General features: G+C 58.1%; 18 protein-coding genes and 1 tRNA gene. 11 read left to right on the forward strand and 8 right to left on the reverse strand.

Translation table 11 applies throughout. The features are described from left to right. Positions 1-89: 89 nt before the first annotated feature. The 3 genes from H8274_RS02515 to H8274_RS02525 form a co-directional block, all read right to left on the reverse strand. Complete coding sequence (locus H8274_RS02515; RefSeq protein WP_185933754.1) at positions 90-1,271, reverse strand: ABC transporter permease; 1,182 nt, start codon at positions 1,269-1,271, stop codon at positions 90-92. Further along, on the reverse strand, positions 1,271-2,269 hold the full coding sequence (locus tag H8274_RS02520) for an ATP-binding cassette domain-containing protein (RefSeq protein ID WP_185933755.1): 999 nt from the start codon (positions 2,267-2,269) through the stop codon (positions 1,271-1,273). Before H8274_RS02520 ends, H8274_RS02515 begins: the two co-directional genes overlap by 1 nt. 109 nt (positions 2,270-2,378) lie before the next feature. After that, on the reverse strand, positions 2,379-3,074 hold the full coding sequence (locus H8274_RS02525; protein ID WP_244924504.1) for a TetR/AcrR family transcriptional regulator: 696 nt from the start codon (positions 3,072-3,074) through the stop codon (positions 2,379-2,381). A gap of 77 nt (positions 3,075-3,151) precedes the next feature. Here H8274_RS02525 and H8274_RS02530 point away from each other — a divergent pair. The 7 genes from H8274_RS02530 to mfd all read left to right on the forward strand — a co-directional run bounded on the left by H8274_RS02530 (position 3,152) and on the right by mfd (position 12,278). Next, positions 3,152-3,222: transfer RNA gene (locus H8274_RS02530), tRNA-Gln, on the forward strand. A 138-nt stretch (positions 3,223-3,360) separates the two neighbouring features. Then, positions 3,361-4,281 (forward strand): bifunctional UDP-N-acetylglucosamine diphosphorylase/glucosamine-1-phosphate N-acetyltransferase GlmU, encoded by a 921-nt coding sequence (locus tag H8274_RS02535; RefSeq protein WP_185933756.1) that lies wholly within the window; start codon positions 3,361-3,363, stop codon positions 4,279-4,281. A gap of 454 nt (positions 4,282-4,735) precedes the next feature. Continuing rightward, positions 4,736-5,719, forward strand: coding sequence for a ribose-phosphate diphosphokinase (locus H8274_RS02540; RefSeq protein WP_065415560.1), 984 nt, complete (start codon positions 4,736-4,738; stop codon positions 5,717-5,719). 160 nt (positions 5,720-5,879) lie between these two features. Beyond that, positions 5,880-6,614, forward strand: a complete 735-nt coding sequence (locus H8274_RS02545; RefSeq protein ID WP_049618988.1) for a sulfite exporter TauE/SafE family protein — start codon at positions 5,880-5,882, stop codon at positions 6,612-6,614. 418 nt (positions 6,615-7,032) lie between these two features. Beyond that, complete coding sequence (locus tag H8274_RS02550) at positions 7,033-7,686, forward strand: 50S ribosomal protein L25/general stress protein Ctc (RefSeq protein ID WP_049618987.1); 654 nt, start codon at positions 7,033-7,035, stop codon at positions 7,684-7,686. Positions 7,687-7,813: 127 nt separating this feature from the next. After that, positions 7,814-8,398 (forward strand): aminoacyl-tRNA hydrolase, encoded by a 585-nt coding sequence (gene pth / locus H8274_RS02555; protein WP_074661640.1) that lies wholly within the window; start codon positions 7,814-7,816, stop codon positions 8,396-8,398. Positions 8,399-8,648: 250 nt separating this feature from the next. Next, complete coding sequence (gene mfd, locus H8274_RS02560) at positions 8,649-12,278, forward strand: transcription-repair coupling factor (protein WP_185933757.1); 3,630 nt, start codon at positions 8,649-8,651, stop codon at positions 12,276-12,278. A 30-nt stretch (positions 12,279-12,308) separates the two neighbouring features. Here mfd and H8274_RS02565 read toward each other — a convergent pair whose 3' ends face one another. From H8274_RS02565 to H8274_RS02585, 5 genes are all read right to left on the reverse strand, one after another. Beyond that, positions 12,309-13,040, reverse strand: coding sequence for an amino acid ABC transporter ATP-binding protein (locus tag H8274_RS02565; RefSeq protein ID WP_049618984.1), 732 nt, complete (start codon positions 13,038-13,040; stop codon positions 12,309-12,311). After that, entirely contained in the window at positions 13,033-13,707 is a 675-nt protein-coding gene (locus tag H8274_RS02570; RefSeq protein WP_049618983.1) for an amino acid ABC transporter permease, read from the reverse strand. The genes H8274_RS02565 and H8274_RS02570 overlap by 8 nt, the downstream gene beginning before the upstream one ends. A 193-nt stretch (positions 13,708-13,900) precedes the next feature. Continuing rightward, positions 13,901-14,722, reverse strand: coding sequence for a transporter substrate-binding domain-containing protein (locus tag H8274_RS02575; protein WP_185933758.1), 822 nt, complete (start codon positions 14,720-14,722; stop codon positions 13,901-13,903). Positions 14,723-14,802: 80 nt separating this feature from the next. After that, positions 14,803-15,255: a transporter substrate-binding domain-containing protein gene (locus H8274_RS02580; RefSeq protein WP_053093582.1), complete on the reverse strand. Its 453-nt coding sequence runs from the start codon at positions 15,253-15,255 to the stop codon at positions 14,803-14,805. A 190-nt stretch (positions 15,256-15,445) separates the two neighbouring features. Then, a complete protein-coding gene (locus tag H8274_RS02585; RefSeq protein ID WP_185933759.1) occupies positions 15,446-16,723 on the reverse strand; it encodes a trans-sulfuration enzyme family protein in 1,278 nt (425 codons plus the stop codon). Between the two features lie 1,138 nt (positions 16,724-17,861). Between H8274_RS02585 and eno the strand changes: the two genes are divergently transcribed. The 4 genes from eno (at position 17,862) to H8274_RS02605 (ending at position 22,972) form a co-directional block, all read left to right on the forward strand. Beyond that, complete coding sequence (gene eno / locus H8274_RS02590; protein WP_049618981.1) at positions 17,862-19,142, forward strand: phosphopyruvate hydratase; 1,281 nt, start codon at positions 17,862-17,864, stop codon at positions 19,140-19,142. Positions 19,143-19,486: 344 nt separating this feature from the next. Continuing rightward, positions 19,487-20,890, forward strand: coding sequence for an MFS transporter (locus H8274_RS02595; RefSeq protein WP_185933760.1), 1,404 nt, complete (start codon positions 19,487-19,489; stop codon positions 20,888-20,890). Between the two features lie 257 nt (positions 20,891-21,147). Then, positions 21,148-22,260 (forward strand): FtsB family cell division protein, encoded by a 1,113-nt coding sequence (locus H8274_RS02600; protein WP_185933761.1) that lies wholly within the window; start codon positions 21,148-21,150, stop codon positions 22,258-22,260. 157 nt (positions 22,261-22,417) lie between these two features. Next, the gene (locus H8274_RS02605; protein WP_082159936.1) at positions 22,418-22,972 is read left to right on the forward strand and encodes a DUF501 domain-containing protein; all 555 of its coding nucleotides are present in this window, start codon (positions 22,418-22,420) and stop codon (positions 22,970-22,972) included. The last annotated feature ends 7 nt before the right edge of the window (positions 22,973-22,979 follow it).

Here is a 22,979-nt window from a genome sequence, read left to right on the forward strand (position 1 = left end):
TACGCCGCGTTTACTTTCGGCTACGCCGCTTCCGTCCGGCTTACGCCGCCTGGTTTCCCTCCGGCTTACGCCGCTGGTTTCCCTCCGGCTTACGCCGCCTTGCGGAAGATCTGGGAGAGCTTCACGCGTTCTCCGATGCGCAAGATAGAGCGTTCGTAGATAACGGCGCCCAAGCGGCTGAGCAGAATCACGGCCAGCCCCGCCAGCGCATAGGCAATAAGCTGTTCCGACCAGCCGGATTGATTAGCACCGAACCGGATTGGCATGAAGTACTGCGAAAAGCCGGGCACGAAGGAAAGCACTTTATACCAGGTGGCATCAATGGATGATTGCAGGCCGAAAACAGCCGCGTAGAAGGGAATTAAAGCGGCGAAAATCAGGGCGGAAAGCGGGCCGGAAAGGTCTTCTTGCCGTGAAACCATGGACGCAATCCCGCCGGCAAATGCCGCCATGATGAAGTATCCGAAAACTACCCAAATGAGAATATTGAGCAGAATCGGCCAGATCCCAACTTCAGTGATTAGGCCTAAACTTGGCATAATTCCGGAAATATAAACCGCGGCCAGCGCGCCCACAATATAGGTCAGGTTAGTCACCAAAACGGCTCCGCCCACGCCGAGGACTTTTCCTAGCAACAAGGTAGAGGGTTTGACGGTAGTTAAAATAATTTCCACCACGCGGCTCGATTTTTCTTCTACCACACGTACCGGAATGCCATTCACTCCGCTCATGGTTACGAAGAGAATAATTGATGCGCCTATAACTCCTGCCGCCACGCCGAAAAAGTTTGTGTCCGCAAAAGCGGCTTTTTCGGTCAAATCGGTACTGCTCAGGCTTTCCGCGGCGAGCAGTTTGCTTTGTATGTCCGGAGAAATATTGCTTTGCCGGAGCAAGCTGCCCACGGTTGCCGCTTTCGTTATTTCAACATACTGACTGCTCGGCGCACCGCGGCTGTTGGTATACACATGAGGCACTTCCGCAGTGCCGCCGATCACCGCATCGGGAGCGTCCTCCCGCGCGAACACTTCTTCCGGGGTGGTCTCTCCCACGTTTTCCACTTCCACGCCTTGTTCGCGCAGGAGAGGTTCTAGCGGCGCGGTTTGCGTGGTTACGGCGAATTTCGTGACTTCCGGTGTATCGGCGTCGTTGAGGAGGAAGCGCCCTACCACCCCTGCGCCGAGGAAAATCGCCACCGCTACAGCGATGCTAATTATGTTCGCCCGCGAAAATAAGAGGGTTCGAAATTCGCGATCGATAATAACGCGGAGCATTAGGCGGCCTCACTTTCCGGGGCGGGAGTTTCCTGTTCGATAGCGTCTTTGAAAAGTTCGGTGAGGTGGGGGCGGCGCGGCCCAAACTCGTGCAGGGTTCCTATCTGGGTAAGTGCCCGCAAAACCGCCTGGTCACTCACATTGGCGGGGAGGTTGAAAATAACGCGCGTGAGGCCCGGGCGTGCAGGTGCATCTCCGGTGCCTTCCAAAGGGTCAGGTTGGGCGGTAATTCCGAGGGTAGCCAGGGTGCTTTGTACCGTTTCTGGTGGGGCGGCGACGGCGACGGCGAGGGGCGCCGGCGCATTTCCACGCAATTCGCTAATCGAGCCGTGTGCGAGCAACCGCCCTTGGGCCATGATACCGACCGAATCGCACAGTCTTTCCACCAGGTCTAATTGGTGAGAGGAAAACATAACCGGTGCGCCAGCATCCGCCATGAGCCGCAACACTTCACTCATTGCGGTTACGGCTACGGGATCTAACCCGGAAAACGGTTCATCCAAAATCAAAAGTTTCGGTTCATGCACCAGGGCGGCCGCCAATTGCACGCGCTGCTGGTTCCCTAAAGAAAGTTTTTGCACCGGGTCGTCTAGCCGTTCATAGACACCAAGAGTGCGAGCCCATTTTTCGGCATTCTTAGCGGCCTGCGTGGTGGAAAAACCGTGTAAACGCGCAAAGTAAATGAGCTGTTCCCGAGCCTTCATTTTCGGATATAAACCGCGTTCTTCAGGCATGTAGCCGATCTTTTGGCGGCGGGTAAAAGTAATTTCTTCCCCATCCCAGAGCACTTCACCGCTATCCTTCGATAGCAGGTTTAAAATAATGCGCATGGCGGTAGTTTTGCCGGCGCCATTAGCTCCTACAAAGCCAAAAATCTCGCCGGGCCGAACGTCAAAACTCAGCCCGTTGAGAACCTGATGTGAGCCGAAGCTTTTATTGATCTTGCGGAGACTTAGCACCCTTGCTCCTTGCTGTCTGGCGCCCGGTAAGGCCCTCATAGATACCGGCTAATTATAACTGAGATAAATGCGCCATGCCACTATCTTTCATTCGTGTAGGGGTTCGATCGCACCGCTCTCTGGAGTTTTCGGAAACCGGGATTGCTTATCACGGTGCGGGGTGATGGGGTATGGGGGTGGAGCCGCGCAGTTTTGGTTCGGTTTCCAGGCCGCGCAATCCGTCCCACACGAAATTGACTACATGGGCGGCCAGATTTTCCTTATCTGGCACCTTCTCATCTACCCACCACTGGCCTACCTGGCCGATTCCGCCGGCGAGCATTTGCCCATAAATCGGCGCGGTACGCGGATCGATCCCGGAAGCTTCCAACATGGGAGCAATGAGTTCCGACACGATATCGGCAATGTCGGCGAGCACCGTGGAGAAAGAATCTCCCTCCAAAGTGGAAGGGGAGCGTTGCACGAGGAGCCGGAAGCCCGCCTCATTAGTTTCGATGTATTCGAAAACAGCGACGACGATCGCCTCCAGGGTTTCCCGCGCGCGTGCGTCCTTGTACATCTTCGAAAAAATGAGCTCCGAAAGAGTGGTAAGTTCCCGATCTACCACCACGTTGTAAATACCCTCTTTCCCGCCAAAATGTTCATAAACGACGGGTTTGGAAACTCCGGCCTGGGCCGCAATTTCTTCGATTGAAACGGCGTCGTACCCCTTGCGGGCAAATAGATCGCGCGCCACTTGCGCCAGTTGGACGCGCCGTTCGTTGCGCGTCATACGGACGCGTTTATAGGGGCGGTTCGGCGCACTTTTGCCCTGATTATCCGACGTCGATTCAATTCGTGACATAGCTCTATTATGCCTAACGGGGGATTATTCGCTAGACTATGGCGGTGCGCTTCGGAACGGAAACGTAACGGAAGCGATCCGCCCTGGTGTAACGGCAGCACAGCGGTCTTTGGAACCGTATGTCTAGGTTCGAATCCTAGGGGCGGAACAAAATTTGGGTTTTGCGGAAAATCAACCCTGTCATCAACCCTGCCATCAAATCTGCACTGCCATCCGCGCCCGCGGCAGATAACATGGTGCCGGAAGAAGCGAATGCTACTAGTAGATCTCGAAAGGGAAATGAGCGATGGCAGCTCCCGCAGCAGTTATTATCCTGGCCGCCGGCCAAGGCACCCGCATGAAATCAGAGCTACCGAAAGTGCTCCACGAAATGTGTGGGCGCACCTTGCTCGGGCACGCGATCGTGGCGGCGCGCGGCCTGGAACCGCAAAACGTGGTGGTAGTGGTACGCCATGAACGTGCCCAGGTAGCTAGCCATGCGCTCGCGGTTGACCCGGAGGTCATTATTGCCGACCAAGACGAAGTGAAAGGCACCGGGCGCGCGGTATGGTGCGGTTTAGCCGGGTTGTCGGAAAACATTTCGGGGCCGGTACTCGTAATGGCCGGAGATACCCCGTTACTCACTTCCGATATTTTGGCGGAGCTGTTCGCGCGCCACGGGGAAAACGCGGTTACCGTCCTCACCGCGCAAGTACCGGAAGCTACCGGATATGGGCGGATTGTGCGGGATGCGCAGGGCAAAATATCCGGAATCGTGGAAGAAGCAGATGCAACGCCGCAGCAGCACACTATCCGCGAGATCAATACCTCTACTTACGTTTTCGACGCCGCTTTCCTGCGCCGCAGTCTCGCCCGCCTCGGCACCGACAACGCCCAGGGGGAGATGTACCTCACGGATGTGGTGGCGCAGGCTTACCGGGAAGGTGCGGGCATTGGTTCGTATATGGCGCCCGATTATCGCACCGTAGAAGGGGCGAATGACCTGGTGCAATTAGCGGCTCTGCGGGCAGATATGCGGCGGCGTATCTTGGAGAAGTGGATGCGGGCCGGGGTGAGCATTATTGACCCGGCAACCACCTGGATTGATGTGCAAGCAGAGCTGGAACCCGATGCGGTGGTGGAGCCCTTCACGATTTTGCGCGGGAACGTACATATCGAGCGGGGGCAACGCGTGGGGCCGGGCGAATACGGGACGCGCGCCAACTAACTGCTAACTGCGGATGCGGTGCGCATTGTGGCGGGGCGGCCAGGCGGATGAATAGTGGCGATGGGCCACGCGGATGAGTAGTAGGCGATGGCACGCGGATAAGCAGGATAAGCAGGATGAGCAGTAGGCACGCTCCGATTGGCCTGGTATGCGCGGGGCCTGGGCCTAGGTATTATGTTTCGGGTAAGTCCAGGTACGCTCCGGTAAGCTTTAGCGGCGCCCATATAGGTTCGCGGCAAAACTGCTTATTGTAGGGCAAGGTGGACGCCGCCTGGGTGAAAGTCTTGAAAACTCATAGCTTGAGATTTTCATAGCTTGAAATGCATAAAGCGGGTACCGTTAGAGGGCGCTGGTTTTCGCGTGCCGCGTGAAGAGTTAACCCTACGTTTCGGCTGGTGAGGCCCGGGGTTAACGCAGCTGACATAAAAGTATGCGGGGAAAGGTAAACGGATTCATGGCCACTGGGATACGGATATCGAACGACAAAAGGCTCGTTTTAGTTTCGGGCAGAGCGTTTCCGGAACTAGCGGAGGAGGTAGCTAAAGATTTAGGGATCAGTCTCCTTCCCACTATCGCGTACGATTTTGCGAACTCGGAAATTTACGTGCGATATGAAGAATCGCTACGCGGCTCTGATGTATTTATTTTGCAGTCCTTCACCGACCCGATTAACAAGTGGTTGATGGAGGCTCTTCTTTTAGTGGACGCGGCGAAGCGCGCCTCGGCCAAACGTATTACCGCGGTCATGCCTTACTATCCGTATGCCCGGCAAGATAAGAAACATAAGGGGCGCGAACCGATTTCGGCGCGCCTCGTGGCCGATATGTTCAAGACGGCCGGTGCGGATCGGATTATGAGCGTGGATCTGCACGCCGCCCAGTCGCAAGGCTTCTTTGATGGTCCGGTAGACCACCTGTGGGCAATGCCGACCTTGGTAAAGTACGTGCGCACGCGGATTGATCCAGAAAACTCGGTTATGGTTTCCCCGGACGCGGGCCGCATCAAGGTGGCAGAACAGTGGGCTGCCCGCCTGGGTGGGGTGCCGCTGGCCTTCGTGCACAAAACCCGGGATATTAGCCGCGCTAATGTGGCGGTAGCTAACCGCGTGGTTGGTGATGTTGCGGGGAAGACGGCGATCATCGTGGACGATATGATCGACACCGCGGGTACCTTGGTCGGCGCAATTAATGTGGTCAAAGAAGCCGGGGCAAAAGAAGTTATTGTGGCTGCTACGCACGGTCTGCTTTCCGGCCCGGCAGTGGAAAGGCTGCAAGCAGCCGGATGCCGTGAAATCATCATTACCAACACGCTCCCGGTTCCGGAAGAAAAACGTTTCGAGGGTTTGACAGTACTTTCAATCGCACCGGTACTAGCCCGGGCGATCGACGAAGTATTCGAGGATGGTTCGGTAACCTCGCTATTCGACGGTGCTTATTAATAGGTGCTTATTAATAGGTGCTTATTAGGGCGCTTATTAAGCAGCGCCTATTAGGCGGCGCTTATTAAACTGTGCCCGCTGGCTGTGCCTGCTGGCAGAGCGGGGCAAGGTAACACTTGCGGTAGGCGCGGCACGGCAGGCTCTTCGATATGATGAGGCAGTGCTACTCGTAAGCGTTTTCGGTATTGGACTTATTGGTGCAATCATTGGTTATCTTTCGGGCGCAGCCTCGGTATTTACCTATCCGGCCTTGCTTATGCTCGGATTTCCGCCGGTGATCGCTAACACTACAAATGTTATTTCAAACATTGGTGGCAGTACCGGAACTACAATTGCGGCTTTTCGGCAAATCCGGCAAGTACGTAGCTACCCGCGGTGGCCCCAATACCTGATTGGGGCAGCGGGAGGCGCGCTCGGAGGCTACCTGTTACTGGTAGCAGACCCGGGCGTTTTTGAAGCCGTTGTACCTTGGCTCGTCCTTTTCTCCGTACTGTCAGTTGTCATCGCCCCGATCTTGCACCGCCTCGGCCGCCGGGTAAATATTGGCACCGGCGCCTTTATGGTGCTCGTCTTTATTGTTGGTATCTACTCGGGATATTTTGGCGCCGCCTCCGCCATCTTGTACATGGCGATGGCCCGGCTCCTTACCAATATGACCACGCGGGAAGCCCTCGTTATGAAAGCGCCCGTTACCCTCGGCGCCAACCTGGTTGCTGGGATCTACTACGCCGCGATGGGTGCGGTGGACTACCCGGCCGCCCTAAGCATGATGGCCGGCGGTATCGTGGGCGGATGGATAGGCCCGAAACTCGGCCGGTTCTTCTCCGACCGCGTGATCAATATCCTCATCCTCATTTTCGGCCTAGCCCTCTTCTTCTGGCTACTTTTGCGCTAGGCCGCTCTTACGCTAAGCCGTTCTTACGCTAAGCCGTTCTTGCGCTAAGCCGTTCTTGCGCTAAGCCGTTCTTGCACTGAGCCGCTTTTGTGCTGAGCCACCTTTGTACTAAGCCGCTTTTGCGCTAAATTCCGTGCCGCATTCCATGCGTTTTCTGGTTATGGGTTTTGGCGGTGCGTTTCCCGCGAGCTTCGGCCCTGGCGTGGCAGGGCGAAGCCGTCTATAATAGCGGGGTTGCTTCGGCGAGGGAGCGGGAAATCCCGATACTCCGTTATCGACGTAGCAGGCACATTCCTTCGGGCTGGCCTGCGTATGTAAAACGAGGTCAACACGGTAAAAGTATTTCGGTGCCAGCGGGCGGCAAACGCTTTATCGCAGCTTTTTGCCCGGGCGCCTGAAACCGAAAGAAGGAATATTTATGGCAATGGAACAGAAGAGCCTCACGGCTCAAGAACGCCAGGAATTTGGTAAGGGCGCTTCCCGCCGGTTGCGCCGCGATGGCCAAACCCCCGCGGTACTTTACGGACACGGTGCCGCTCCGGCCCACCTGACCGTTGATGCACACGATCTCTTCCTCATTGTTAAGGACAACCCGAACGCCCTGCTGAGCGTAACGGTAGAAGGATCCGAATCCGGCAATCTCCTGGCACTGGTCAAGGACATTCAGCGCAACCCGGTTACCCGCCGCATTATTCACGTTGACCTGCAGCGCGTGACGCGCGACGAAAAGGTGGAAGTGGAAGTTCCGGTGGAAGTTGTGGGCGAATCGGCTCCGGGCACGATCCACACCATCGAATTCCTCAACGTGCAGGTTTCTGCTCCGGCTATCGACATTCCGGATTCCGTGATTGCCAACGTGGAAGGCATGGAAGACGGCTCGCAGATCACCGCTGCCGACCTGCAGCACGCAGACGACGTCGAAGTACTGCTCGATCCGGAAGAAGTTGTGGTTTCCGTTATGCGTCCGGAAGTTGATCTGGCGCTTGAAGAAGCCGACGCCGCCGTGGCCGAAGCCCAGGCGGAAGAAGCTCGTGAAGAATCTGAAGAACACGGAGCAACGAACGGCGAGTAAACACTTCGCCACCTGCCCAAGCTTTGCTTCGGCAGGCATAAGGTTATTGTTCGCAGGCCCGCAGAGTTCCCGAATCCGCGTGATCTTGGGGCTCTGCGGGCTTGCCCGCACTGGAAGGTAGGCCAGTATGTACGTCGTCGTTGGGCTCGGAAACCCTGGGCCACGGTACGTAGGCACCCGCCACAATATTGGGCACGACGTCGTGGAATGCTTGGCGCAACGCGCTAGCGGCACGCTTAGCGCGCACCGGCAGACGCGTACCCACCAACTTTCCGTACGTGCCGGGTATGGGCCGGAAGCGCAGCGGGTTATTCTCGCTACTTTAGACACGTATATGAATACTTCGGGCGGGCCCACGGCCGCGCTTTTGCGCTACTATGACTGCTCGCCGGAAAACCTCATCGTTATCCACGATGAACTTGATTTACCGCACGGTACCCTCAAACTGAAGCGCGGCGGGGGCGAAGGCGGGCATAACGGTCTGAAGTCGATTTCTCAAGCTCTGGGCACCAAAAACTATATTCGGTTGCGGTTCGGAATCGGCCGGCCGCCGGGCCGGCAAGACCCTGCCGATTATGTACTTGGCCGCTTTTCGGGCGCGGAGAAAAAGGACCTGGGCACGCTTATTGAGGAAGCGGCGGATGCCGCGGAGGAAGTGGTGCGAAACGGCCTGGAAACGGCCACACTCCACTTGCATACTAAACACCGGTAGCACTAACCCGCCGCTAACGCGCCGGCTTTAGTAAGACGCCGATCGTGCCCGGAACTCGCAAACCCGGTAAGCCTTTAGAAACTCAGTAATCACTGAGGAACCTGGTAAACCTCAGAAAATCTGCAAGCCCCCAGGAACCCGGCACGGCTCAAGAAACTTAGTAATTCCTAAGGAACCTGGCACGGCTCAAGAAACTCGGTAAGCACTAGCAAGAAAAACTTAGCAAGCACCTGCTCAGCGAAGGAGAAAAATGGATCTGCGCCCACTGCTCGCGATCCTGGCACAGGATCCGGTGGTCAGCGAGGCAATCAGCTCGCGCGCCAAACAGAAAAATGTGCCCATGCCCCGCGGGGTGATTGCACCGCTGGTGGCTTTGCTTACCGAAACGCCAGATACTACAAAGCTGGGCGCGCGCAAACGGCGCGACGAGCAAAACCAGCACGCCGAGCGAACTCAAGGTGGCGGCGCGCAAGGGCCAGAAAACTCGCAGCTACAGGTCGTAGTCACGCCCACCGGGCGGGGAGCGGAAGAATTGGCGGGCGCGTTACGGGCTTATTTGCCCGAAGATGCGGTCGAAGTTTTCCCTTCTTGGGAAACCCTCCCGCATGAACGGCTCTCTCCGCGCGCAGATACGGTAGCGCGCCGGATCCTCGTGCAACGCCGCCTCGCCCGCCCGGAAGAATTTGCACCTTTGCGGGTATTGCTTATGCCGGTGCGGGCGCTGTTGCAACCGCTCACGGCGGGATTGGGTGAACTTGCTCCCGTGCGGGTGCGCCTGGGCGAACAGGCTCGCATGGAAGACATTGAGGCCGGGTTGGCTGCCGCGGCCTACACGCGGGTGGACATGGTGGAGCGGCGCGGCGAGTTCGCGGTGCGGGGCGGCATCCTGGATGTTTTCCCGCCTACCGAAGCCCACCCGTTGCGGGTGGAGTTTTTTGGGGACGACGTCGAAGAGATCCGCAGCTTTTCGGTTGCCGATCAGCGATCCATCGCGGAAAAAGGGAGCCTGTATGCCCCGCCCTGCCGGGAAATTTTGCTCACGGATGCAGTGCGCGAACGCGCTAAGCAGCTCCAGGCGGAGCTACCGGGAGCCGTGGATATGCTCGAGAAGATTAGCGAGGGTATCCCTGTAGAAGGTATGGAATCTTTGGCGCCGGCACTGGTAGAAAAAATGGTGCCGGTGGTAGAAACTTTGCCGCCCGATGCCCGCATAATCGTGGCCGAACCGGAAACGGCGGCGCAACGGGCCGAATCGCTACTGCAAACTACCGAAGAATTTATGGAGGCGGCATGGTCGGCCGCAGCGGCCGGCGGCCCGGTACCGGTAGCCGCCCAAGCCGCTAATTTTGCAACCCTGGAAGAAACCGAAGCACAAGCCCGAAAACGCGGCCAGGCCTGGTGGACGATAGCTGGTTTTACGGCGCCCGAAAATGGGGGAGTGCAGGCCCGCCAGCCACGCAAATTCCTTGGCAAAGTAGATGAGGCCATCGCCGAAATTCGCCGGCTGAGCAAAGCCGGGTGGCGTACCGTGCTGGTGACGCAAGGAGCGGGCCTGGGCCGGCGACTCACCGAACAGCTCGGAGAGGCCGGCGCCCCGGCAAGCTTTAGCGAAGATTTGCCAGCGCGCCTGGAAACCGGGGTGACGCATGTGACCACGGCGCCCATTGGCGAAGGCTTCATACTTACCGAGCAGCATTTCGCGCTCTTGGCGGCCGCCGATATTACTTCCCGCGGGGGTTCTTCCACGCGGGCCGTGCGCAAGCTGCCCAAACGCCGCAAAACTACCGTGGACCCGCTTTCCTTGCGGCCCGGCGATTTTGTGGTCCATGAACGCCACGGCGTCGGCAAATTTGTGCGCATGGAAAAACGCGCTATCGGAGCCGGGCGTGGCAACCAACGCGAATATTTAGTACTCGAATACGCGCCTTCAAAACGCGGCCAACCCGGCGACCAACTGTGGGTACCCACCGACCAGCTGGACCAGATTAGCCGCTACGCGGGCGGAGAATCGCCAAAACTCAACAAAATGGGAGGTGCGGACTGGGCAAAAACCAAGCAAAAAGCGCGGGCCGCCACCCGGCAGATTGCTTCGGAACTTACCCGTTTGTACGCCCAACGTTTAGCCACCCCCGGGCATGCTTTTTCGCCGGATACACCGTGGCAACGCGAACTGGAAGACGCATTCGAATACGTAGAAACGCCCGACCAGTTGCACACCATCGAAGAAGTGAAACGGGATATGGAACGGCCCGCGCCGATGGACCGGCTAATTTCCGGGGATGTGGGATACGGAAAAACCGAAATTGCGGTGCGCGCGGCCTTCAAAGCCGTTATGGATAATAAACAGGTCGCGGTTTTGGTGCCAACCACTTTGCTGGTCGATCAGCATCGGGAAACATTCGAAGAACGCTACTCGGGTTTCCCGGTGAAAGTGGCCGCGCTTTCGCGTTTCCAATCGGAGAAGGAATCCGCGCAGGTAATTGCGGGGTTGCGGGACGGCACGATCGACGTCGTAATTGGTACCCACCGCCTGCTTACCGGGAACGTGCGTTTCAAAGATTTGGGTTTGGTGGTTATTGATGAAGAACAACGTTTCGGGGTGGAGCATAAGGAAACCCTGAAACAAATGTATCCGAATGTGGATGTGCTTTCGATGTCTGCCACCCCAATTCCGCGTACGCTGGAAATGGCAGTAACAGGCGTGCGGGAAATGTCTACTTTGGCTACTCCGCCCGAAGAACGCCACCCGATTTTGACGTACGTGGGCGTTTTTGAAAACAAGCAGGTGAGCGCCGCGATTCGCCGCGAGTTGCTACGCGATGGCCAGGTTTTCTTTGTGCATAACCGGGTGCAGGATTTGCCGCGGGTGGCGGCGAAAATCCGCGATTTGGTGCCCGAGGCACGCATTGCGATCGCCCACGGGCAAATGGGTGAACGCCAGCTTGAGGAAGTAATCCAGCAGTTCTGGGAACACGAAATCGACGTGCTTTTGTGTACGACGATTGTGGAAACCGGGCTGGATATTGCCAATGCGAACACCCTGATTGTAGATAACGCCGATAAAATGGGGCTTTCGCAGTTGCATCAGTTGCGCGGGCGGGTGGGCCGCGGCCGGGAACGTGCCTATGCGTATTTCTTGTACGACCCGGACCATACGCTCACCGAAACCGCTTTGGAACGTTTGCGCACCATTGCGTCCAACACCGATTTGGGTGCGGGGATGCAGGTGGCGATGAAAGATCTGGAGATTCGCGGGGCTGGCAATATGCTCGGCGGGCAACAGTCGGGGCATATTGAAGGGGTCGGTTTTGATTTGTACGTGCGCATGGTTTCGGAAGCCGTGGCACGTATTCGCGGGGAAGCCGCACCGGAAGACGACGCCGCTGCCGAAGTGCGCATCGAGCTCCCGGTGGAAGCCTATCTGGCGGAAGACTATGTGCCTTCGGAACGCTTGCGCTTGGAAATTTACGGCAAGATTGCCAATGCTCGCGATGATGCTCAGCGGGCGGAAGTTCGCGAAGAAATGATCGACCGGTACGGGGAACTACCCGAAGCAGCCGAAAGACTATTTACCTTGGCACGTTTGCGCGAGTTGGCACGGCGGGCCGGGCTTACCGAAATTACGGTAGCGGGGCGAAACCTGCGGTTCGCTCCCGTGCAGTTACCGGATTCGAAGCAGGCGCGTTTGCGCCGGCTCCATCCGCGGGCCCTGCTCAAACCCGCAATTCGCACCCTCTTAGTGCCAATTCCGGATGCGGGTGGAAAGAAGCTCGGGCAAAGCCACCTTCTAGAAGGCGATGCTCTTATCGAATGGGTGGCAGATTTTATCCACAGCATCTTCCTCGCCAGCATCGGCAGTGCACCCGGGGTCAACGACTAGGCGCACTGCCAAGGCCTAGGGCGCTGGGTTTTAGCCGCCGTAGACGGCGAGGAATTGTTTGATCCGCGGATCGGCGGAATCGAAGAACCCGGCAGGATCGCCGTCGTAATAGATTTTCCCGTTGAGCAAGAACACGGCACGGTCTGCCACGCGGCGCGCGAAGTTCATATCGTGGGTGACGATAACCATGGACTGGTTTTGCTCCGCGATTTCGCGTAGCACCCGGGAAACTTCTGCCGCCAGTTCCGGATCGAGGGCAGAGGTAGGCTCATCGCACAGCAAATAATCCGGGTTGAGCGCTAAGGCCCGGGCAATAGCCACTCGTTGCTGCTGGCCACCCGAAAGTTGGGCCGGGTAGCGTTCCCCATAGCCGGCTAGCCCCACCCGGCCCAGGAGATCTTCCGCCACTTGGTTTGCTTCCGCTTCGGGAGTGCCATGCAAACGCGGGGAAATCGTCACGTTTTCCAAAACGGTTTTATGCGGGAACAGGTTGAACTGCTGGAACACCATCGTGGTTTTCGCCCGAATAGCCGCGATTTGCGCGCGACTCGCCTTTACCGGGAAGGTGAGCGCGGCGCCGTCGATATCGAGTTTTCCCGCATCCGGCCACTCTAAGAGGTTCACGCACCGCAACAGCGTGGATTTTCCGGAACCGGAAGGCCCCATAATCACCGTGGTTTCTCCGCTCCGGATCTCCAGGCTTACTCCGGCTAGAGCAGTGGTCTTCCCAAAAGTTTTCTGAATGTCTTGGAGATTAATCATTGGTCCTCACTACATAGCGCGATGTGGCCTTTTCAAGCCGGCCTTGGATCCACGTCAAAACCGTGGAAATGACGAGGTAAATGAAGGCTACCTCGACGTACATAATGAGCGGCTCATAGGTACGGGCAGTGATCTGCTGGGCTACCTGGGTTAGATCCGCCAAGGTGATAACCGAAACTAGGGAAGTGCCCTTTACCAGGTCAATGAACTGGTTCATCAAAGTGGGTAGAGCCACCCGCCATAGTTGCGGATAGATGATGTGCCGCAAAGTCTGCCACCGGCTCAGCCGCAAAGAACGAGCCGCTTCCCACTGGCCTTCCGGTACCGAAAGCTGGGCACCGCGAATTGCCTCACCCACATAAGCCCCGGTATTGAGGGACAAAGTAGCCACCCCGGCCGTCCACGGAGAAAGGTAGAGGCCGATGGAAGGCAAACCGAAGAACACGATGAACAGTTGCACCAAAAGCGGGGTGCCGCGGAATATCCACACATAAAACCAGCCGATGGCACGGAAGATCCGCAGCTTAGAGAGCCGCAGTTGGGCGGTGATAATACCGAGTACCAAAGCTATCGCGATTGAAATAAGCGAGAGCGGAATGGTGACGGTAACGGTTGCCGAGATGAGTGCGGGGAAAGATTCCACCCACAGCTCGATTGCGCGTTCCATTTTCTACCTTTCGCCGGGAACAAGTTTTGCGGGGCCGCAGTGCCGGGCCGCGGCGAGTACCGCAGTGCCAAACCGTTGGCCGGCACCACTAGTGCCAGGCCGTGGCCAGTACGGCAGTATCGCGCCACGGCCAGTACGGCAGTACCGCGCGCCACGGCCGCAGGTGCGGCCCGGGCCCAGCCGCCGTCGCTACTTAGTTGTTGGCCGCCGGAATATTTTGCGGCGTGTACTTGGCAATGATCTCGTCAAGCGTGCCGTCGTTCTTGATCTGGGTGAGCGCCTCGTTGATTTGGCCGAGCAGCTCTTCGTTACCCTTATTGAGCATGATGGCAGTATCATCTCCAGGTGCACTGGTGATTTCTATCAGACGCAGTTTCGAATCCGGGTGCTTTTCCAAATAGTAAGCCAGCGTGATATCTCCATTGGCAGTGCAATCTGCCCGTCCCTGCTCCACCAGCTGAATCGAATCTGCGAAACCGGAGGTCGGCGTAATCTCTGCCCCTACCGCTCGCACGTTATCGGCATAGTTTGAAGAAGCACTTTGCGCGCATTTCTTCCCAGCTAGGTCAGATTCGGTGTGAATATCAGAATCTTCGCGAACGGCTGCGAAGGCATGCGTAGTGTAATACGGCTGCGTGAAATCGTATTTCAGCTTACGTTCCTCGGTGGGGGCCAAATTATTGATCACGATCTCGTAGTTTTTATTATCCAGCCCCGCGATTAGTGACTCCCACGGTGACTCCACATATACCGGGGTACGGCCCAAGTGCGCGGCCACTGCGTCGGCAATCTCCTTTTCAAAACCAACGAGGTCCCCGCTCTCATCGTGATAGCCGTAAGGCGCGAAAGTACCTTCCAAACCAATACGCAAAGTATCACTACTGGCATCGCCGTTTTGATCACCGGAAGCTCCGGTGCCGGCCGTGCCCTGGCCTGAGTTGCCCGAGCAGGCCGTCAAAGCGAGGAGGGCGGTGCCGGCCGCGGCCAAAATCTGCGTTATCTTCCTAGTTTTCATGATGTTTCCTTTACTGATTCTTGTTTCCGGGCGCGAAGCTGCTGGCGAAGCTGAAGCCGTTGGCGAAGCTGAAGCCGCTACTAGCTTTCCGCGCCAATTTTCGTTTGCGGCAACGAGCCGGTTTTAGTTTGCGCTAGCAGCCGCGTTTTGTTCCTTTCCGCGGTGGGAACCAGGTTGTTTATAACGACGTCGTAATTATTGGTATCCAGGCCGGCAATGAGAGAATCCCACGGCGATTCGATAAATACGGCTTGCAACCCCAAATCTTGCGCAATTACATCGCCTATTTCTTTCTCGAAGCCCACCAATTCTCCATTTTCATCATGGAAACCGAAGGGCGCGAAGTTACCATCCAACCCGATTCGCAATTCTCCTTCCCGTACCGTCAAACCGGCCGGGGAGGCTTCGCTGCTGGTGGCATTAGTGCCACTATCACTGGCCCCTGCTCCGCTGCCCGCCTGCTGCGAACAGCCGGTTAAGGGGAAGAACGCGGCGGCGAGTGCGAGGCCGCCAGCCAAAAAATGTTTCCGCATGTTGTTTTACTCCTTTACGTGTGGAACCCGCGCTACGTGTGGAACCTGCGCTGCGTGTGGAACCTGCGCTACGTGTGGAACCTGCGCTACGTGTGGAACCTGCGCTGCGTGTGGAACCTGCGCTACGTGTGGAACCTGCGCTACGTGTGGAACCTGCGCTACGCCTGTTTCCGGCGGAGCCGCAGCCTGGCTATGCCTGCTTCCGGGCGGCTAGCGCGGTATCGAGGGCGTTGCGCAAGTCCGCCTGCAAATCTGCGATATCTTCAATGCCCACGGAAACCCGGATTAGCTGGTCGGAAATTCCGGCGGCTTCCCGTTCGGCAGGCGTGAGGTCTTCGTGGATTTGCGTGGCGGGATGAGCGATGAGGGTTTCCACCGAGCCGAGGGAAACCGCGTAAGCGATCAGTTCTAACCCGCGCGCAAAATCTTTGTGGCGCAGGCCGGGAGCCAATTCGAAACCGAATACCGAACCAGCACCGGCCGCTTGTGCAGCTTGGATTTCGGCTTCCTGCTTCGAATACCAGCCGGGCACCAATACTCGGCTCACGGCCGGGTGGGAGCTGAGTAGCTCCCGCAAAACCGCCGCATTTTCCTGTTGCTTATCCAGCCGCACGGCAAGAGTTTTCAGGCCGCGCAAAATCGAATAAGAATCGAAGGGGGAGAGCACATTCCCGAGCGCCTTGGTGGCCCGCTTGTACTTTTCGTAAGCGGCGGCGTCGTTGAGCACAATAAACCCGGCGAGTACATCGGAATGCCCACCGAGGAACTTGGTGGCCGAATAAACCACTACGTCTGCGCCCAGTTCGAGGGGCCGCTGCCACAGCGCGGTGCTAAACGTGTTATCTACTACTAGCTGCGCGCCGACCGCGTGCGCGAGTTTCGCGGCGTGGGCAATATCGGTGACGCGGAAAGTGGGATTGGTTGGTGTTTCAATAAAGACGAGCGTGGTGTTTTCCGGAAGCGCCTCGAGGTTATTGAGATCGCTTTCAAAACTGGCGGTAATGCCGCGGGCGGCGAAGAACTCTTGCACATACAAGAAAGTGCCGCCGTAAACCGCGGAGGTCAAAACCACGTGGTCGCCGGGTTTGAGCTGGGAGAACACTGTGGAAATTGCGCCCATACCGGTGGCCGTGCCGATCGCGTAGGCCGCCCCTTCCAGGCTTGCCACGGCTCGTTCCGCGCTTTCCCGGGTGGGATTATTGGATCGCTGGTAGGCATAGGGGGCCTCGCTGCCATCGGCCGGGAGCCGGTAGCTGGAGCTGAGGTAAATCGGTTCGGCGATTGCCCCGAACTCGTCTTTGTGTGCGGTATGTACCAGCCGGGTGGCGACGCCGCGGCGGGTAGCTGCACTGTTGTGGGTGGCGGCGCTGTTGTGGGTGGCGACGCCGTCGCTTGCTGGCCCGGATGCGGAGTTGCCGTTCGCGGTAACTCCGGTGGCAGCAGCAGAAGCAGCAGAATTGGCAGACATAGAGGTACTCCTTGTAGTTGTTCGTAGGATTTTGATCTAAAAGGAAATTACAGTGGGCCGAAAAATATGCTCAGAAATAGAAATTGACACCCAGAAATAATGAAACCAACCAAAATGACACCGAAATTAGTATCGCGAGGTTGCTCCAGAATGGGTTACGCAGAAAGTGGCGTGGCCCGGGCAAAATGCGGAGAGAAAATACCGGGGAAACTGCGTGGCCAGGAAAACCCAACTGTGGGTAACTGTGGGTGTCTGCTAAGCAGCGCCAGGTTTTTGTGCGCGGCCGGTTTGTTTCCGCTGCCGGTTTCGTGCCGCGGGCGTTCCCTCGGCAGAAAATGCGAACCGGTGCCTAAAAGTTTCTAGGTAAATCGTGCGCTAGGGAAACAGTGCGCGCGGAGAAAACTGAACCAGGCCGGTGTACCGGGTAGCACGCCGGGCTAGACCGCACGGGATCTCAAACGAAAATGCCAATGCAAATTGGTGTAGCGGGAACCGAAAATGCGTACACGGACTATCGGTCACGGACTTATCGGTCACGCACTACCAATCATCTGGTAACTCTGGATGCGGAGATCTGAGGCGTAAAAACTAGCCACGCATCATACACATACACATCGCGCAGAGGCGCATGGCGAACATGCGCGCGGAGCCAGAAGCAGGCTGGGCGGACATGATAAAGCGCGACGTGTTAAACATGAAAGAAACCATATAGTCTCAACGCGGCTTTCTGCAAATCTCTCAGAATGTGAGAAACACCGGGTAGCTATGTTTGCAAAAATACGCAAGCTGCGGAATGTGCCCGATTTGGCCCAAGTGCCTGATTTAGCTGGCGTAATAGGGTGAAGGCGCGTACCGGCAGTGTTTGTAGGTGGTGATGCAGGAAGGTGATGCAGGAAGGTGTTGCAGGAAGCCGTGCGGCTTTAAATGTGCCCAGCGTCTCGTGGGGGAATGTGCGCAGTTCCTCATAGGGGAGGGCACAGAAGTCCCGAAATATGGCTAGCTCTGGCCGAAATCACTAGTAGGAAACGATTTCAAAGGCAATAAACGGCCCGGTTGGGGCGCGAATGGGAGATAATAGCCAAAGCGGAATGATCCGCTAGCCCGAAGATATGGGCTCGCCAACACGTAAGGAGTACCTGTGGCATTCATTGAGGCGGTTAACGCTCGTGAAATTCTCGATTCGCGCGGCAACCCGACGGTTGAAGTTGAAGTAGTTCTGGACGATGGCACCTATAAGCGTGCCTCGGTTCCGTCGGGCGCATCCACCGGTGCCTTCGAGGCCGTAGAAAAGCGCGACGGCGATGATTCGCGCTACGGTGGGAAGGGCGTTGAGCAGGCGGTTGAGGCCGTGAATGAAACGCTCGCGCCGGAAGTTATTGGTATGGACGCTTCTGATCAGCGGGAGCTGGACGCTCTTATGCTCGATCTGGACGGCACGGAAAACAAGGGCAAGCTGGGCGCTAACGCGATCCTGGGTGTTTCCCTGGCTGCTGCACATGCGGCCGCGGAATCCGCAGGGCTGGCTCTCTACCAGTACCTGGGTGGCCCGAACGCTCACATCCTGCCGGTTCCCTGCATGAACATCCTCAACGGTGGTTCGCACGCCGATTCGAATGTGGATATTCAGGAATTCATGATCATGGCTATCGGTGCGCCCACCTTCAAGGAATCGGTGCGCTGGAGCGCCGAGGTTTACCACGCGCTCAAGTCCGTGCTCAAGGGGCGCGGTTTGGCCACCGGCCTGGGCGATGAAGGTGGCTTTGCGCCGAACCTGGATTCGAATGCGGAAGCTTTGGATCTGATTATTGAAGCCATCGAAAAGGCCGGTTACAAGCCGGGCGAAGATATTGCTCTGGGCCTGGATGTGGCCGCTACCGAGTTCTTCAAGGATGGCAAGTACCACTTCGAAGGTGAACAGCTCACCGGTGCGGAAATGGTTTCCTACTACGAAGACCTCATCCAGAAGTACCCGCTCGTTTCTATCGAAGATCCGCTCTCCGAAGACGAATGGGCCGACTGGACCCGGATGGAATCCGAAGTGGGGGACAAGGTGCAGATCGTGGGCGACGACCTCTTCGTCACCAACCCGAAGCGCCTGGCCCGCGGCATCGAGGAGAAGGCAGCTAATGCCCTGCTCGTGAAGGTAAACCAGATCGGTACTCTGACCGAAACCTTCGACGCCGTTGACCTTGCCCACCGCAATGGTTTCCGGACCATGGTTTCGCACCGCTCGGGTGAAACCGAAGACACCACGATTGCCGATCTTTCGGTGGCTGTCGGCTCTGGCCAGATCAAGTCTGGGGCGCCGGCTCGCGGTGAACGCGTCAACAAGTACAACCAGCTGATGCGCATTGAAGACGAACTGGGCGATGCCGCGGTTTACGCGGGCCGCTCCGCCTTCCCGCGCTTCCAGGCATAGGTAGTAGCAATATACGGGCACGGTAGTCCGAAAGGAGGGGCGGGTCGCCAGATAGGCGACCCGCCCCTCCTGCCTGCCCGAACATTTGTGTTGCGCATACCGAATATTTTGTTGCGTTACAAGGTCCAGCTGTACTGTTTGGCAGAGGCCACTAACTTAGCGTAGCTAAGTTGTGCTTAATGGCGATTAAGGGGTTTGGCCGCGTGATACACTCCCGGCCAACCCTGGCAATGTGCTAACCGGCAGGTTTTGGATATTGAGGTAGCGGCCGGGTGTGCTTTCTTAAGTTTGGGTGTGCTTTCTTAAGTTTGAAATGAAAATCTGGGGGAAACGGAGCGGTACGCATGGCCGGATACTCGGAATTATTTAGACGCGCCGATTATGCGTGGTGGGTTTTCGGTGATTCCACGCTCGCGCTGAGCTCCAGCTTGGCGATTGCCAACTCGATGCTTCTCGTTGACGTCTCGGGCGAGCCCGCGCTCGCCGGGTTGCTCGTGGGAGTTATTAACTCGTGCGGCCTGCTCGCGGCATTTTTGGGCGGTGGCCTGGCGGATCGGCGGAGCCGGCGCAAAATAATCGGCTGGTGCATGAGCTTTGCGGCCGTGGCCGAGTTGGTGCTGGCAGGGGTGCTCATCGGCATGGAGTTCCTGCACTTTGGTGCTAACGAAGGGCCGGCCCCGGTTGGGGCGCTCGTGGCGTTCGTAGTGCTACTGCTGTGCACCACCTTCGCGGTTGATTTTTCTAGCCCGGCGGAAGATGCCGCGCTGAAAAACATCGTGACTCCCGCGGAATTTCCCCGCGCCATGAGCCTGGCAACCGGGCGTTCGAATGTGCTAAGCATCGCGGGATCGCCGCTGGCCGGGGCGCTCTACGCGTTACATCCGGCCGCTGTGTATTTTGTGCGGTCCGGCGGATTCGCCGGCATGGTGCTAGCACTCCGGAATATCAAACGAAATCTGGGGCCGCGCGAAGTGCCACCCGCACGCGAAGATTTGCCCACACCACAAGAGCCATCCGCACGCGAAGATTCGACCGAGTTTGGCCCCGACGTTGCCGATGATCTGCCACCGGATTCGAAGAATGCGCGGGAATCGGCTCCGGGGCGCGGCACAAATCCGCGCGCGCCCCGGAGCCGGCACGGATTTGGCGGATTTGTGTTTTTAAGTTCAAACCCGGTGCTCCGCCGAATCGCGATTGCGGCGCCACTGATTAATCTGGCACTCTTCTTGGCCATGCAAACCACGGTTTTCGCAGGCCGGAGCGGCGGGCAATCCACGCTTACCATCGGCATAATTTATGCAGGTTTTGCCATCGGGGGATTAGCAGGCAGTTTCGTAGCGCCCAAGATTACGGATACGTTCCCGATAGGCCGGGTGGTGCTCTGGGGTTTGAGCGGCATGGCCCTGGCGCTCTTGGCATTTTCCTTTGCGGTTGGTGATCCGTGGGCAATGTTCGCCTTGGGCGCGGTATCGATGCTTCCTTCCGCCGCGGTGAATGGCGGGCTTTTCGGGTACGTTTTTGCGGTTACCCCGGAATCCTTGCAGGGCCGGGTACAGGCCGCTTTCCTAGTGATAGCTGGCCTGGGCAACGTGCTCGCAGCCCCGCTCGCGGGCGGGATCGTGGCCGTAGGATCTGCGTGGTTGCTCAGCGTGGCGGTGCTCCTTACCTCGCTTGCCGCCATAGCCCTCCTCGCTTCTTCCCCGGATTTGCGCGGCCTGGCACGCCTAGAAGACGTATACGAAAGCTGACCACACACTGAAGCTCGCCGCCCGTCCCGGTGCAGATCTTTTTCGCGTACGGCGCGAGCTGCGTTGATTCTTTTTCGCGCACGGCGCCAGCTGCGTAGATTCTCTTAGCGCACGGCGCCAGCTGCGCAGAGCCTTGTCGCGCATAGCGCCAGCTGCGTAGAACCTTGTCGCGCATAGCGCCAGCCGCGCACTTTCTCACGTGTGGCGCGCGGCGAGCACGGTGGGTAAGTATCGCGGCAGTGCTTAGACTGGAGTGTATGAGTTCACGGCGTCCTCCCATACCCCCAGCGCGGCGCGGCCGGCCCCGGGGTGAAAGCGGCGACGCCGAAAACCGGCGGAGCTTACGGGGGTTTTTCCGCGGCGGTAACAAGCGGACTGAAAAAACTTCGAATAGTCGTGAGCAGCGCCCCTTGGCCGCCCCGGTCGCACCTTCGCCTTTGGCAAGTGGCACCCCAAACCGGCTGGGTACTTCCCAAACCGCGCCTTCACCCACGGGTTCTTCACCGGCCGCTTCCGCACCGCCAGGCGCGGCACCACAGCGAGCCGGGCAGGGCCGGCGTCGGCGGACTGTGGCACGGCAAGTCCGCAACCGGAAAGCAGAAGCGCAAGCTACCCTGGGCGGAAGAACCCAAACCGGCAAGCGCGCAGAAAGGCGCTCCGAAACGCGTGGCGCACGCCCGGGTAAGGCACGGCGCGGGCAAAGTACCGCACGCACCGGCCGCGGTAGCCCCAAGAAACCGCAGGGGAAACGCGGGCTTACTTTCGAAAGTGGAAACGGGCCGCGCACAATCTCCCTCCGCCTGATCGCGGTATTCCTATTCGCCGTCCTAGCCCTCATTATTATTACGCCTACTTTTACGCGGTATTTGGGGCAACAGGAGCAATTACGCCAGGTTCGGGCTGAATATGAGGATCTGCAGCAGCGTTCTGCCGATTTGGAAGCACAGCTCGCGCAATGGCAAGATGACGATTACGTGCGCCAGCAAGCCCGGCTCCGGCTCGGCTATGTGGTTCCCGGCGAACGCCTTTACGTCACGCCCGGTTTTTCGGAAGCTACGGCTCAGGAACGGCAGGAAGAAAAGGTGGCGGAAGCTAATCGCACCCGGCGTTCCAAGACCCCATGGTATATCACCTGGTGGGAGTCCACGCAGATTGCTGGGTATGCGAGCGATGGCGAGGTAGATAACCCGAATGACACCCCGCTCCTCGAACCCGCCCCGGCCGCGGAAACTTCCGCTCCCGAAGGAGAAGGCGAAGCCGGAGCAGAGAACGGGGCCGAACCTGCCGGAGCGGGCGAAGCCGGAGCAGAAGGCGAGCCCGCACCCGCGGGTGAAGACGCGGCCGCGGAACCTCCCGCCCCGGAAGGATAAGACAATCAGGCGCCCAAACAACCCGGTACCGGGTTAGGCGCCCAAGCGATCCGGTACCGAGCTTGGCACTGAAACGACCCGGTACCGAGTTTGGCGCCAAAACTATCGGCACCGAGTTAGGTACCAAAACTACCTGCACCGAATAAGGAAAGAGAGAATGCAGTACACGCAAGACGGCGCGGAAATAACTCCGGCCCTGTTGACTTCCATTGCCGCTAATGCGAGCCCCGTGCGCGCGGGTGACCTGGAGGCGATCGCCACGCAACTGGGAAGGGAGCCGCGCGGCGTCGTCGGTATTGGGGCGCGGTGCGCCTGCGGAAAACCGGCGGTGACGATCACTTTGCCGCGCCTGGCTGACGGTTCGCCTTTCCCCACCCTGTTCTATTTGAGCTTGCCGTATGTGGTGCGGGAAATGTCCCGTCTGGAAGCCGATGGCCGGATGGCCGAAATGACCGCCGAACTTACCGAAGATACGGAGCTTGCTACCGCTTACCAGCGCGCCCACGAATCGTATATTGCGCGGCGCGAGGTTTTGGGGCAGGTTCCCGAAATTTCTAATGTTTCTGCCGGGGGAATGCCCACGCGCGTCAAATGTTTGCACGCGCTCGCGGGCTATGCCCTGGCGGTTGGGGAGGGAGTGTGCCCGATTGGGGATCGCGCCCTGGAAATGAGCGGGTGGCAGCCCGATGTGTGCCACTGTGAGGAGGACTAGCGTGCGG

Origin of the sequence: Actinobaculum suis (genome assembly GCF_900618115.1) — a bacterium.
Lineage (GTDB): Bacteria > Actinomycetota > Actinomycetes > Actinomycetales > Actinomycetaceae > Actinobaculum > Actinobaculum suis.

What these genes read in the sequence shown, in the direction of transcription:
- H8274_RS02515 (WP_185933754.1), bottom strand. Translation starts at nt 1,271, where the DNA reads ATGCTCCGCGTTATTATCGATCGCGAATTTCGAACCCTCTTATTTTCG.
- H8274_RS02520 (WP_185933755.1), bottom strand. Translation starts at nt 2,269, where the DNA reads ATGAGGGCCTTACCGGGCGCCAGACAGCAAGGAGCAAGGGTGCTAAGT.
- H8274_RS02525 (WP_244924504.1), bottom strand. Translation starts at nt 3,074, where the DNA reads ATGTCACGAATTGAATCGACGTCGGATAATCAGGGCAAAAGTGCGCCG.
- H8274_RS02535 (WP_185933756.1), top strand. Translation starts at nt 3,361, where the DNA reads ATGGCAGCTCCCGCAGCAGTTATTATCCTGGCCGCCGGCCAAGGCACC.
- H8274_RS02540 (WP_065415560.1), top strand. Translation starts at nt 4,736, where the DNA reads ATGGCCACTGGGATACGGATATCGAACGACAAAAGGCTCGTTTTAGTT.
- H8274_RS02550 (WP_049618987.1), top strand. Translation starts at nt 7,033, where the DNA reads ATGGCAATGGAACAGAAGAGCCTCACGGCTCAAGAACGCCAGGAATTT.
- pth (WP_074661640.1), top strand. Translation starts at nt 7,814, where the DNA reads ATGTACGTCGTCGTTGGGCTCGGAAACCCTGGGCCACGGTACGTAGGC.
- mfd (WP_185933757.1), top strand. Translation starts at nt 8,649, where the DNA reads ATGGATCTGCGCCCACTGCTCGCGATCCTGGCACAGGATCCGGTGGTC.
- H8274_RS02565 (WP_049618984.1), bottom strand. Translation starts at nt 13,040, where the DNA reads ATGATTAATCTCCAAGACATTCAGAAAACTTTTGGGAAGACCACTGCT.
- H8274_RS02570 (WP_049618983.1), bottom strand. Translation starts at nt 13,707, where the DNA reads ATGGAACGCGCAATCGAGCTGTGGGTGGAATCTTTCCCCGCACTCATC.
- H8274_RS02575 (WP_185933758.1), bottom strand. Translation starts at nt 14,722, where the DNA reads ATGAAAACTAGGAAGATAACGCAGATTTTGGCCGCGGCCGGCACCGCC.
- H8274_RS02580 (WP_053093582.1), bottom strand. Translation starts at nt 15,255, where the DNA reads ATGCGGAAACATTTTTTGGCTGGCGGCCTCGCACTCGCCGCCGCGTTC.
- H8274_RS02585 (WP_185933759.1), bottom strand. Translation starts at nt 16,723, where the DNA reads ATGTCTGCCAATTCTGCTGCTTCTGCTGCTGCCACCGGAGTTACCGCG.
- H8274_RS02595 (WP_185933760.1), top strand. Translation starts at nt 19,487, where the DNA reads ATGGCCGGATACTCGGAATTATTTAGACGCGCCGATTATGCGTGGTGG.
- H8274_RS02600 (WP_185933761.1), top strand. Translation starts at nt 21,148, where the DNA reads ATGAGTTCACGGCGTCCTCCCATACCCCCAGCGCGGCGCGGCCGGCCC.
- H8274_RS02605 (WP_082159936.1), top strand. Translation starts at nt 22,418, where the DNA reads ATGCAGTACACGCAAGACGGCGCGGAAATAACTCCGGCCCTGTTGACT.